The organism is Caldisericaceae bacterium, assembly GCA_036574215.1.
Lineage (GTDB): Bacteria > Caldisericota > Caldisericia > Caldisericales > Caldisericaceae > Caldisericum.
Map to the genome: position 1 here is coordinate 1 of JAINCR010000083.1, position 12293 is coordinate 12293.

The 12293-nt window shown below is 35.1% G+C and carries 13 protein-coding genes; 12 read left to right on the forward strand and 1 reads right to left on the reverse strand.

Annotated elements, in window-relative coordinates; genetic code table 11:
* The 12 genes from K6343_05190 to K6343_05245 all read left to right on the forward strand — a co-directional run.
* Nucleotides 1-149: six-cysteine ranthipeptide SCIFF (locus K6343_05190; protein MEF3245356.1), on the forward strand; the 149-nt coding region annotated here is incomplete at its 5' end.
* A gap of 3 nt (nucleotides 150-152) precedes the next feature.
* Complete coding sequence (scfB, locus tag K6343_05195; GenBank protein ID MEF3245357.1) at nucleotides 153-1541, forward strand: thioether cross-link-forming SCIFF peptide maturase; 1389 nt, start codon at nucleotides 153-155, stop codon at nucleotides 1539-1541.
* 118 nt (nucleotides 1542-1659) lie between these two features.
* Nucleotides 1660-1920, forward strand: coding sequence for a lamin tail domain-containing protein (locus tag K6343_05200; GenBank protein ID MEF3245358.1), 261 nt, complete (start codon nucleotides 1660-1662; stop codon nucleotides 1918-1920).
* Between the two features lie 47 nt (nucleotides 1921-1967).
* Nucleotides 1968-2876, forward strand: a complete 909-nt coding sequence (rbsK, locus tag K6343_05205; GenBank protein ID MEF3245359.1) for a ribokinase — start codon at nucleotides 1968-1970, stop codon at nucleotides 2874-2876.
* On the forward strand, nucleotides 2860-3777 hold the full coding sequence (locus K6343_05210) for a nucleoside hydrolase (GenBank protein MEF3245360.1): 918 nt from the start codon (nucleotides 2860-2862) through the stop codon (nucleotides 3775-3777). Before rbsK ends, K6343_05210 begins: the two co-directional genes overlap by 17 nt.
* The gene (locus tag K6343_05215; protein MEF3245361.1) at nucleotides 3774-4838 is read left to right on the forward strand and encodes a BMP family ABC transporter substrate-binding protein; all 1065 of its coding nucleotides are present in this window, start codon (nucleotides 3774-3776) and stop codon (nucleotides 4836-4838) included. Before K6343_05210 ends, K6343_05215 begins: the two co-directional genes overlap by 4 nt.
* Nucleotides 4839-4901: 63 nt before the next feature.
* The gene (locus tag K6343_05220) at nucleotides 4902-6425 is read left to right on the forward strand and encodes an ABC transporter ATP-binding protein (protein ID MEF3245362.1); all 1524 of its coding nucleotides are present in this window, start codon (nucleotides 4902-4904) and stop codon (nucleotides 6423-6425) included.
* Nucleotides 6425-7510 (forward strand): ABC transporter permease, encoded by a 1086-nt coding sequence (locus K6343_05225; protein MEF3245363.1) that lies wholly within the window; start codon nucleotides 6425-6427, stop codon nucleotides 7508-7510. The genes K6343_05220 and K6343_05225 overlap by 1 nt, the downstream gene beginning before the upstream one ends.
* Nucleotides 7494-8417, forward strand: coding sequence for an ABC transporter permease (locus K6343_05230; GenBank protein ID MEF3245364.1), 924 nt, complete (start codon nucleotides 7494-7496; stop codon nucleotides 8415-8417). Before K6343_05225 ends, K6343_05230 begins: the two co-directional genes overlap by 17 nt.
* Before the next feature lie 3 nt (nucleotides 8418-8420).
* The gene (locus tag K6343_05235) at nucleotides 8421-9716 is read left to right on the forward strand and encodes an amidohydrolase (protein ID MEF3245365.1); all 1296 of its coding nucleotides are present in this window, start codon (nucleotides 8421-8423) and stop codon (nucleotides 9714-9716) included.
* Nucleotides 9717-9733: 17 nt separating this feature from the next.
* Nucleotides 9734-10669 carry a nucleoside hydrolase gene (locus K6343_05240; protein ID MEF3245366.1) on the forward strand — a complete coding sequence of 312 codons (936 nt, stop codon included), beginning with the start codon at nucleotides 9734-9736 and terminating at the stop codon, nucleotides 10667-10669.
* Between the two features lie 18 nt (nucleotides 10670-10687).
* Nucleotides 10688-11176: an adenosine-specific kinase gene (locus tag K6343_05245; GenBank protein MEF3245367.1), complete on the forward strand. Its 489-nt coding sequence runs from the start codon at nucleotides 10688-10690 to the stop codon at nucleotides 11174-11176.
* An 8-nt stretch (nucleotides 11177-11184) separates the two neighbouring features.
* Here the strand turns inward: K6343_05245 and K6343_05250 are convergent.
* Nucleotides 11185-12293 (reverse strand): glycosyltransferase (locus tag K6343_05250; protein ID MEF3245368.1); only part of this gene is annotated, 1109 nt, incomplete at its 5' end.

The window sequence follows — 12293 nt, forward strand, 5'->3', positions numbered from 1 at the left end:
TTGTAAGCAAAAGACCTTTTTGGAATATTGACAAGGCACACGATTGTAGAGCCTGTCAAACACCGTGTAAGTCTGCTTGTAAAACAAGCGTTACAATAGGCAACCAAGTTTGCGAAGTTAAAAAACCAGTAAAAAGGTGGATTTGGTAGTTAATGTTTGATAGATCACTTGTCCATCTTTTCCCCTTTAAAGGGGAATATTTTGTTTTAGATGTAAACTCTGGAAGTTTTTTTAATATTGACGAAAGCACATTCCTGTATATCAACAAACTTATTGAAACAGACTCAAAAGAAGTTGCGGTAGATCAGCTAAAAAATCAATTTCCCTATATTGAAGAAGTTGCAGATGAAGTAGAAAAACTAATAAAAGAGAGGTTGTTATTTTCTAAACCGCCTTCATACTTTGTTTCAAATTTAACACTTAAGTCAATGTGTCTTAATGTGGCACATTCCTGCAATTTTGGGTGTCTCTACTGTTTTGCAAAAAAAGGAAACTACGGTGGAAAAGAAGCACTTATGAGCTTTGAGGTTGCAAAACAGGCAATTGATTTTTTATACAACAATTCAGATGGAAGGGAATCTCTTGAGGTTGATTTCTTTGGTGGTGAACCTTTACTAAATTTTGAGGTGGTTAAGAAAACAATTGAATATGCAAGGTCAACTTATAAAGATAAATCTTTTAGGTTTTCGATTACAACAAATGGGAGTTTACTTGACGAAGAGAAAGAAAACTTTTTATTTGATAACGATGTAAGCATTGTTTTAAGCCTTGATGGAGATAAAGAAACAAACGATAAATACAGAGTTTTAAGAAATGGAAGTGGCACATTTGATTTAGTTTATCCAAAGATTAAAAAAGTTGTAGACCACAGAGCTGAATACGGTGGATACTATGTAAGAGGCACATATACACACACGACACCAGATATTGCTAAAACTGTTCTATCTTTAAAAGATTTTGGCTTTAAATACATCTCTCTTGAGCCAGTTGTGACAAAAGACGATAAGATAAGCATCAAAGAAGATGACCTTCCTAAATTAAAAAAAACATACGAAAAATTGGCTGAAGCATATGTAGAATCCCAAAAAACTAACCAATGGACTTTCTTTCATTTTAATATTGACCTTGAGGCAGGCCCTTGCATACAGAAAAGAATCAACGGGTGTGGTGCAGGAGTTGAATACATTGCAGTTTCTCCAGATGGTTCAATTTATCCGTGTCATCAGTTTGATGGGATCAAAGAGACAAAACTCGGAGATGTCTTTAATGGAATAACTAATAAGGAACTTCAAGAAAAGTTTAGAAAAGCAAACTTTTTATTCAACAAACCTGAATGTGCAAACTGTTGGGCACGCTTTTACTGTTCCGGTGGGTGTCTTGCAAACAACTACATCATAAACGGAGATATTTTTAAGCCGTATGCAATTGGATGTGAAATTCAAAAGATGCGTATAGAAGCCGCCTTATACGTTCAATACAAGTTAAAGGAGCTTGGATTAGAAATCCCCACAACTCAAATTTCAGATGGGCATTGTAGTTAGGTAGTTTTAAAGAGGAATTAGTCACATTTTTTGCTAAGCCAAACTAAACTCTACTTTCAAAACAATAAAAATTAACTACCCGAAAGAAGCACAAACAACAAAAAAACCCCAACGTAGAATGGGCAGAAAAAAGAATACGGGCTCAACGTCTATAAACTTAAAAGGATTTATACTGAAAGATAAGGCAAACCATAAATTCGCATTCCCTAATTTTATACTTGCTCCTGGAAAAATTGTTAAAGTTTATTCAGGGAAAGGAACATCAAACTCAAGTTCTCTATATTTGGGGTCAAGCACTGCCATATGGAATAATGATGGAGATACTGCTTACCTTTATGATAGTAGAGAAAAACCAATTGACACTTATGAGTATCCATAAATTTTGTTTGCCTTGACTTTCAAATTAAATTCTGTTAAAATTCCTTTATGGAGAACAAAAAGGTTTTTGTATTAGGAAGTATTAACGTTGACCTTGTTGTCTACGCAGAGCACTTCCCTGAAAAAGGAGAAACCGTATTCGGTAAAGAATTTTTAATAAATCAGGGTGGAAAAGGTGCAAATCAGGCAGTTGCATCAAAAAAGGCATCGGGCAATACTACTTTCATTGGAAGAGTTGGAAGAGACATATTCGGTAAAATTGCAGAAGATTCTCTAAAAAGTTTTCAAGTTAATTATTTCATCATCCACGATGAAGATACTCAAACAGGTGTTGCCCTTATAAACGTTGATAAAGATGGCAACAATAGAATAACCATTATTGAAGGTGCAAATGGAAAAGTAGGAAAAGAAGAAATTGATTACCTTGAAAAGAACATTACAAGTGGCGATATTTTGCTTCTCCAAGGTGAAATAAAAACTACCGAACTTCTAAAAGCAGTAAAAATTGCAAAAGGTAGAGATGTCATAGTAATTTTTGACCCTGCTCCAGTAAGAAAAGATCTTGTGAGTATCATCCCGTATGTAGACTACATAACACCCAATGAAATTGAACTGCAAAAACTAACACTTTCTTACGACCCAAAAGAACTCTTAAAATTTGGCGCTAAAAATGTGATCTTCAAAATGGGAGAAAAGGGTGTTTTATTTATAAACGACTCCAAAGAGTTATTTGTAAAGGCTTACAGCGTAAATGCTGTTGACACAACAGGCGCAGGTGATACCTTTAACGGGAGTTTTGCCTCTGCACTTTCTAAAAACGTGGAGATTGAAAAAGCATTAAAATTCGCAACTGCTTCAGCTGCAATTTCTGTTACAAGAAAAGGGGCTGCGATCTCTTCTCCAACATACGAAGAGATAATCAAATTTTTGGAGGAACACAATGAAAAATTCATTTAAGATGATTATTGATACTGATTGTGGTATTGATGATGCAATTACAATAATTACTGCAATAAAATATGGTATTGATGTTGTTGGTATAACAACCGTTTCTGGCAATGTAAATGTAGACCAAGTAACAGACAACGTATTGAGGATTTTACATTTCCTTAAGAAAGACGATATCCCTGTGTTTAAAGGCGCATACAGACCTTACGTATCGTTAAACTCGACTCCTGCAAAAATCCACGGGAACAATGGGATAGGTGATGTAGTATTAGAGGCTCCTTATAAAACATACAATGACGAACCTGCTCCGTATGCAATCTACAAATTAGCAAAAGAAGCAGGAAACGTTATCCTTTTAACTCTTGGTCCTTTAACAAATGTTGCAATGGCACTTAATCTTTACCCTGATTTACCAAAATATATATCAAAAATTGTTGCCATGGGTGGTGCAGTTAATGTTGGCAACGTAACAAGATTTGCAGAATTTAACTTCTTTTTTGACCCAGAAGCTGCGGAGTTTGTTTTAAGGCAGGGTATACCAATCCACCTTGTTCCGTGGGACCCTGTTGTTGCAACACCAATTTTTGAAACTGAGCTTAAGGAAACATTCAAGGAAGAAGAAGGCAACCTTATTTTAAATATGGAAAAAAGCGTAATGGATTTTGTAGAAAAAGCACGTGGTATTAGAGCAGTATTTCTTCCAGACCCGATGGCTCTTGCAACTTTCCTTGACAAAGAAATTATTAAGTATAAAATAAATAGTGCTTTACATATGGAACTTTCACACGGAAGCCTTTTAAGAGGTGCCTCATTAGTTGGCGAAGGAAGTGGTATCGATATCGTGATGGAAGTTGACAAAACTCGGTTTTTAAATTTTTTTAAAAATATTTTTAAAGGAGGTAAAGAATGAAAAAGGTTGTATTAGTATTAGTTGTAATTTCATTAGTCTTGAGTATGGCATTTGTAACAGGTTGCACTAAAACTGCAGAACCAAAACCCCAAAACAAGTTAAAGGTTACTCTTTACATTAACGGAACATTGGGAGACAAGTCGTTCTTTGACTCGGCAGACAGAGGACTTAAGATGGCAATACAAGACCTTGGTGTTGATGGGAAAGTAATTGAAGGCGGTTATGACCCAGCAAAATGGCAACCAGACCTTGAACAGTTAGCCCAAGGAGATTCTGAAATCATCATCATTGGCACTTGGCAAATGGTAGACGCTCTCACAGCAGTTGCACCTAAATATCCAGATAAGAAGTTTATCATTTTTGATACCTCAGTTGATTACTCCAAAGGAAACCTTGGTAATGTCTATTCTATTCTTTACAAACAGAATGAAGGTTCATTCCTTGTAGGTGCTCTTGCTGCAATGGTAACTTCATCAAACATGACACTTGCAAACAAAGAGAAGATCATTGGTTTCTTAGGTGGAATGGATATACCCGTAATTAACGACTTTAAGGTAGGATACGTCCAGGGGGCAAAATACATTGACCCAGAGGTAAATGTTCTTGTTTCATATGCAGCAGCATTTAATGATCCAGCAAAAGGGAAAGAGCTTGTCCTTGCCCAGTATGATCAAGGTGCAGACATTTCCTTTAACGTAGCAGGAGAAACAGGCCTTGGCCTTCTTGATGCAGCAAAAGAAAAGAATGCCTATGCTATTGGTGTTGATTCAGACCAATACATTATGATAAAGGATAAAGACCCCGAAGCAGCATCTCATATTGTAACTTCCATGATGAAAAATGTTGATAAATCAATTTACAGAGCATTAAAACTCTATCTTGAAGGAACTCTTGAGTTTGGTAAGGCAGAATCCCTTGGACTTAAAGAAGACGGAGTTGGTGTTGCCGATAACGAAAACTATCAAAATTTAGTGCCAAAGGAATTCAGAGATAAAGTTGAAGAGTTAAAGCAGAAGATAATAAACGGTGAAATAGTAGTAGACACCGTATTTGGAAGTTAGATTTAATTAAACAAAAGGGAAGCGATATCGCTTCCCTTTTTCTTTTATTTTTGGAGGAAACAAGTGGCATCTCAAATTTCTGTAAGAGATATTGTTAAAGTCTATCCAAATGGAGTTGTTGCAAACAAAAAAGTGTCTCTTGATATTCAAGAGAAGACAATACATGCAATTGTTGGCGAAAACGGAGCAGGTAAAACGACTTTAACTAAGATTCTTTTTGGGCTTGAACTACCCCAAGAAGGAGAAATTTTTGTCAAAGGTAAAAAGGTGCATTTTAGGTCACCAATCGATGCAATAAAAATTGGTATTGGCATGGTGCATCAACATTTCATGCTTGCAGAGAATTTGACTGTATTTGAAAATCTAATATTGGGTATTGAACCAACAAAGTTTAAGATTTTTTTAGACAAGAAAACAGCCAGAGAAAAGATACTTAAATACATGGAAAAGTATAAGATTGATATACCAATAGAAAAAAAGATAAAAGAATTACCAATTGGGGTAAAACAGAGAGTAGAAATTTTTAAGGCACTATTAAGAGATGTCGATATACTCATCTTAGACGAACCAACCGCAGTTTTAACTCCACAGGAAGCAGAAGTGCTTTTTGAATCTTTAAGAGAACTTAAAAATCAAGGTAAAACAATAATATTCATATCTCATAAGTTAAAGGAGATAAAAGCAATTGCAGACGTTATAACCATTATGCGCGATGGAAGAGTTATCTCGACAAATTTAAACGAAGAACTTACAGAACACGATATTGCAAGGTTAATGGTTGGCCGCGAAGTATCTTTTGAAAGAGTGGAAGGACCAAAAGAAATAGGTAAAGTTGTGCTTACAGTGAAGAATCTTACATATACCAATAGTGAGCGAATTAAAGTTTTAAAAAACATCAACTTTGAAGTAAGAGAAGGTGAAATTGTTGGTATTGCAGGCGTTGAAGGGAATGGACAGACAGAACTCGTTGAGTTGATAACAGGTTTAAAGACGTTAACAGATGGGGAAATTAGGCTTTTTGATGAAAACATCTCGGGAAAATCCGTAAGAGAAATTAGAGAAAGAGGTTTAGTGCATATTCCCGAGGATAGAATGAAAAACGGAGTTGCTGAGAAAGCAAAATTAAAAGAAAATCTCATATCTGATAGGTACTATAAACCTTTATTTTCTAATAGGGAATTTTTAAACTATAACTACATCGATAGCGAAGCTAATCGACTTGTTAAGGATTTTAATATCATCACACAATCAATTGAAAATCCAGTGAACTCGCTTTCTGGCGGTAATATCCAAAAGGTAATTGTTGCAAGAGAACTTTCTTCAAACCCTAAAATTATTATTGCATCCCAACCTGCAAGAGGTATAGATGTTGGCTCAGAAGAACTTGTGCATAACTTCATAAAAGAGGCAAGAGATAAGAAATGTGCGGTGCTGCTTGTTTCAGCCGATCTTGACGAGATTCTGAAACTTTCAACAAGGATCCTTGTTATTTACAACGGAGAAATTGTAAAATCATTCAATGAGGTTAACGGTTTAAGAGCAGAAGATCTCGGCCCTTATATGCTCGGAGTTAAAAGAGGTGATTGATGGAAAAATTTGTGCTAAAGTACTTTAATCTCTTAAGGACTATTATTGCCATCCTCATAGGCTTTGCGATAAGTGTGCTAATTTTGGTCATTGTGTCTACGTCGTCCATCGAATCGATTAAATACCTTTTCCTTGGTCCTTTTATGTCTGTAAGTAGAATTGGAAATATCATCGAACTTGCAACTCCAATCATTTTTTGTGGCATTGCCATAGCAATACCATTCCAAGCAAGTCAATTCAACGTCGGTGCAGAAGGAACATTCTTCATTAGTGCTGCTTTTGGAACTGCTTTTGCCCTTATAATACAAAAACTTAATTTACCTGGATTTATTTATATAGTTTTGGTTTTAACTTTTGCCACCCTTTTTGGGGGATTCTGGGGCTTTATTCCTGGTTATTTAAAAGCAAGGTTTAAAGCAAATATGGTTGTCTTGACTCTGATGTTAAACTATGTAGCATACTTTTTGTCAATTTACCTAATAAACTACCATTTTAGAGATAAATCTGCAGGATTTCTTACATCTTATAGATTGCCTGAAAATGTTTTTCTAAAACAGTTTATACCTAATACAAGAATCCACATCGGTTTTTTAATTGCAATTGCTTCTGTTTTTATTGCTTACTATTTTTTATACCACACAACCCTTGGTTACGAAATAAGAATGGTTGGCTTCAATTTCAATTTTGCAAAGTACAGTGGTATAAACGTGTTTAAAGTTATTGTGCTTTCTTCTGTTATTGGTGGTTCGTTTGCAGGTTTAGGTGGTATGGCAGAAGTGATGGGTATCCACAGAAGGTTTCTTTGGCAAAGTCTTCCTGGGTATGGATGGGATGGTGTAGTTGTTGCAATTATCGGGAAAAATAATCCTATTCTTATTATGTTTGCTAGTTTATTTCTTGCGTATTTAAGGATTGGTGGACAGGTATTAAACTTACTTTCAGATGTGCCATTTGAAATGGTTGGTGTAATAGAATCTATTATCATATTGCTTATCACAGCAGAAGCTTTTCTTGAGAATGTAAAATACAGAATAACAGTAAAAGAGGCCGAAAAGGAGGCTTTTAAAAATGAATCCCTTTCTTAAAAGTATATTTTCAACAAGTTTCTTGTTTTCAGTTTTAAGAGTTGCAACTCCAATTATTTTTCCTGCGCTTGGTGTTGCAATATCAGCTCTTTCAGGCTCTATAAATATTGCTCTTGAAGGAATTATGCTTGTTTCTGCTTTTACTGGAGTTATTGTATCTGCTTTTACCCAAAACCTTTGGATAGCTTTGTTTTCGGCAATTCTTGCAGGTGTTTTTATTGCTTCAATACTTGGTTATTTTAGTTTAAAACTTAAGGCAGATATTATCCTTGCGGCAATTGCTTTAAATTTGTTTTCGTCTAGCATTACCGTGTTTTTGTTGTATATTATTGCTCACGATAAGGGAGTTTCAAGTTCATTAAAGAGTTTAGTTTTTCCTTCGGTTAAATTTGCTTTCCTTGAAAAAATTCCAATATTAGGCGGTATATTCAATAACCAAAATATTCTTGTTTACATTGCGTTCCTCTCTGTGTTTGTATACTATTTGATTGTTTTTCATACACCTCTTGGCTTAAAAATAAGAGCAGTAGGACAAAACCCAGAAGCTGCAAGCTCAGTTGGAGTGGATGTTGTTAAAATAAAACTTTATGCTCTTATTTTATCGGGAGTTTTCGGTGCTTTAGGTGGTGTTTATCTATCTATGGGATACGTCTCGTGGTTTGGTAGGGATATGACAGCAGGAAGAGGTTTTATAGCAATAGCAGCATCCTCAATTGGTGGAAATTTGCCTTTAGGGACTTTCTTTGGTTCACTCTTATTTGGCGTAGTATATGCACTTACAAACTTTCTTGCCCCTTTAAACATACCTTCAGAGATAATTCAAGTTATTCCTTATATCGTTACAATTATTGTCCTTACTTTTTATTCTGCAAGGGTATCCAAAGAAAAAGAGGTTGGCGAGGAATAACAGATGGAGTTTGATACTGTCTTAAGAAACGCAAATACCATTGATAAGCATGGCATAATAAGGGAAAAGATAAATATTTACATAAAAGATGGTGAAATAGTAAAATTAGACGATAGTTTCAACGGAAATGCTTCTGCAAAAGAAGTAATTGACTGTAGTAATCTATTTGTTACTCCTGGTTTTGTAAATCTACATACGCACTCCCCTATGAATGTTTTTAAGGGTATCGCAGAGGATGTGGATATCGATAGTTGGTTTAATAAAGAAATATGGCCTTATGAAAGTAAACTAACCGAAGATGATGTTTACTACGGCTCACTTCTTGCAATATTAGAGATGCTTGACAATGGTGTCACTGCTTTTGCTGATCACTATTTTTACGCCGATAAAATAGCAAACGCCGTGCTTGAAACAGGCATAAGAGGAGACATTGCTATTACACTATTTGGCGTAAAGGATAGTTTCGAAGAAGACCTTGAAAAGACTATTAAACTAATAAAAGAAAAAAATAAATTAAGTAGCAGATTAACTTTTCGCCTTGGGCCACATGCGCCTTACACTTGCCCACCTAAAACTTTAGAAAAGATAGTTAACAGCGCTAAAACTCTTTCAGTTGGGATACACATCCACATGGCGGAAACAGAAAAGCAAGTAAAAGACAGTCTAAGATATTACGGTAAGACACACTTTGAAATCCTTCATGAAGTAGGTGCTTTTGATTTGCCTGTAATCGTAGCGCATGGCATTTACGTTCAGGAGGGTGATCTAAAGTATATAGGTAATAACACTTATTTTGCTTTAGCCCCTAAAACATACATGAAACTTGGTATGGGTTTTCCAAATATCTTTAGTTATCGTAAAGAATTAAAATTGGCAATTGGAACAGATGGAGCAGCAAGCTCTAATACTTTAAATCCACTTGAAGAGGCAAGGCTTTTTGCACTTTTGGGTAAACTACAAGATAATGCAACTGAATTTACCTTGTTTGAGGTGTGGAAAACTTTAATGGAAGGGCATAACGCACTTAATTTTAAAACAGGAGATATTGTCCAAGGATATAAGGCAGACCTTATCTTTTGGGATTTACACAAGCCAAATACATTTCCTTTACATAATCCACTTGCTTCGATTATTTACAGTGGAGATGCACAGAATATCGTTCATGTAATGGTTGATGGAGTTTTTCTTAAAAAAGATGGCAAACTACTCTTTGATACTTCAAAAATCTTTAAAGAGGCAAATAACCACATAAAAAACCTCCTTAATAGGGGAAAAGGAAATACAAATTTATCTTTTTAATTTTAAAAGAGGTGAAAATGAAAAAAATTATACTTGATTGCGATCCAGGGCATGATGATATGCTTGCAATAATTCTTGCGCTTGCAAGTAAAGAGATAGAGGTCTTGGGTATTACCACAGTTGCAGGTAATCAAACAGGCGAAAAGACTTACATAAATGCTTTAAGAGTGCTTAATCTTATAGGTAGAAAAGATGTTCCTGTTTCACGTGGATTTGACAAACCAATCTTAAGAGAGCTTGTTACCGCTCCTAAGATCCATGGAGTTTCTGGACTTGATGGTGCAAACTTACCAGAGCCTTTAGGGTTAAAAACAGGAAAACACGCAGTTGATTTTATTATTGAAACACTTTTGCAATCAAAGGAAAAAATTTACCTTGTACCTACAGGCCCTTTAACTAACATTGCAGTATCAATTTTAAAAGAACCAACAATAAAAGATAAAATCGAAAAGATCGTGCTTATGGGTGGTGCTGTACATGATTCTAATTTTACGCCTGGAGCAGAATTCAATATCTATGTTGACCCAGAAGCGGCAAAGATTGTTTTTGAAAGTGGGTTACCAATCGTTATGGTAGGGCTTGATGTTACGAACAGGGCTCTACTTACCTTTGAAGATATCGATTACCTTGAATCCCTACATGGCAAGGTATCAAGTGTTATCGCACCTCTTTTGAGATTTTTCGCAAACGCAAATAAGGAATTTTTTGGCTTTAATGGAGCACCAATCCATGATGCACTTGCAGTTTCGCATCTTATTGATGAATCAATACTTTCACTTAGGTATCTCCATGTTGATGTTGAAACGACAGGCGAATTTACAAGAGGGCAAACCGTTACCGATATATACGGCATAACTAAAAAACAACCTAATGCTTATGTTGCATTAGATCTTGACCTTGAAAAGTTTAAGCATTTAATGATTGATGCAATAAAATTTTTTGATACTCTATAATATATGTGGAGGTGAAGTATGGATGTAAAAATTGAAAGCGTAAAGATAGAAAAACCTGATGATATGAACTGCATCCTTGGGCAAGCTCATTTTATAAAGACTGTTGAAGATTTAAGTGAAGCACTTGTAAACAGTGTGCCAAACATAAAATACGGCATTGCTTTTAATGAGGCATCGTCTGATGCACTTGTAAGGTTTGAGGGCAACGATGAAGAGCTTGTGGAACTTGCAAAGAAAAACGCATACGCAGTTAAAGCAGGACATTTCTTCATTATCTTCATTAAGGGGGCGTTTCCCATAAATGTTCTTAATGAAATAAAAATGGTGAAAGAAGTTTGCCACATTTATGCCGCTTCAGCAAATCCTATGGAGGTAATCGTTGCAGAAACTCCTTTAGGAAGGGCAGTGCTTGGCGTTGTAGATGGAGTAGAACCAAAGGGGTTTGAGGATGAAGCGCATATTAAACAAAGAAAAGAACTTTTAAGAAAATTCGGTTATAAGTTTTAATAGAAAATTTAAGTATGCACTCTGTAGGTGTGAGGTGTTCTAAACCACTCTCTTTTATCGTATGTAAACATTGCTAATAGTATTGCAAATAGATTTGTGATATTGAAGAAAAATACCAAAAATATATCGTAGGGTTTCACATCTTTTAACTCGTGTTCTTTAAGGCTAAGTAAGAATATTAGCGAATGGAGTAGAAAGGAAATAATTGGAATAGAAATATAAATTGGTTGAGGGAGCATAATAAGAGAACTTAAAATACCCAAGGAAGATACTACAATAAGAGGGATTGTATAAAGATTTTTTACAACTCCATTTTCTTTAAATACGGTATAGAAATAGCCTCTATACCATCTCAGTCGTTGCCTAAACGATGGCATAAATTGAGTTGGTTTCTCATCGTAGACGGTTGTATCTTCTACAAAAACAACTTTTATTGGAAGTTTCACTGTATATTCAAAGTCTTCAAGAACTGAATTGCAATTAAATTTATGAAGATTAAACACCCATCCATATGCACCCCAACCGTATCCTGAGATTATTGAAGAGAACCCAAGTAAAGTAAGAGCTTTTTGTATCCTTAAATAAATAGCATTCATAAATATATACATTCTTGGAATAACGCCCTCAGTGTTGAGGTTGTAAAGATTGGTTTGCACAACAGGGTAAGATTCAATGTATGGTTTAAGTTTTGTTAAGTAGTTTGCTTCCAATACGTTATCTGCATCAAACACCATGTAAAAAGAGTTTAAGCCGAACCTTTCTACTATTTTTGGGATTGCATGTGTAAGTGACTTTCCTTTTGAACGAAAATTTACAAACATAACCTTAGCGCCAAGTCCTTTAGCAATGATTGGGGTATCATCAGTGCAGTTATCAAGCAATACAATAATTTCGTCAAATCCTGCTTTTTTACAAGACAAAATTGAGTTTGCAATGGTAGTTTCTTCGTTGTGAGCAGGAATTATCGCAACAAACTTTTTTACCGTATATCTTTTTGCAAGATGAATTTTTTTATTAATCTTTCCTAAAAGGATTAAAAAAACTATCCATAAAATAAAAACGTATCCAAAAATGCTAAAATAAATTTTTATATTTTCCATTTCAAATATATTATACA

What these genes read in the sequence shown, in the direction of transcription:
- scfB (MEF3245357.1), top strand. Translation starts at nt 153, where the DNA reads ATGTTTGATAGATCACTTGTCCATCTTTTCCCCTTTAAAGGGGAATAT.
- K6343_05200 (MEF3245358.1), top strand. Translation starts at nt 1,660, where the DNA reads ATGGGCAGAAAAAAGAATACGGGCTCAACGTCTATAAACTTAAAAGGA.
- rbsK (MEF3245359.1), top strand. Translation starts at nt 1,968, where the DNA reads ATGGAGAACAAAAAGGTTTTTGTATTAGGAAGTATTAACGTTGACCTT.
- K6343_05210 (MEF3245360.1), top strand. Translation starts at nt 2,860, where the DNA reads ATGAAAAATTCATTTAAGATGATTATTGATACTGATTGTGGTATTGAT.
- K6343_05215 (MEF3245361.1), top strand. Translation starts at nt 3,774, where the DNA reads ATGAAAAAGGTTGTATTAGTATTAGTTGTAATTTCATTAGTCTTGAGT.
- K6343_05225 (MEF3245363.1), top strand. Translation starts at nt 6,425, where the DNA reads ATGGAAAAATTTGTGCTAAAGTACTTTAATCTCTTAAGGACTATTATT.
- K6343_05230 (MEF3245364.1), top strand. Translation starts at nt 7,494, where the DNA reads ATGAATCCCTTTCTTAAAAGTATATTTTCAACAAGTTTCTTGTTTTCA.
- K6343_05235 (MEF3245365.1), top strand. Translation starts at nt 8,421, where the DNA reads ATGGAGTTTGATACTGTCTTAAGAAACGCAAATACCATTGATAAGCAT.
- K6343_05240 (MEF3245366.1), top strand. Translation starts at nt 9,734, where the DNA reads ATGAAAAAAATTATACTTGATTGCGATCCAGGGCATGATGATATGCTT.
- K6343_05245 (MEF3245367.1), top strand. Translation starts at nt 10,688, where the DNA reads ATGGATGTAAAAATTGAAAGCGTAAAGATAGAAAAACCTGATGATATG.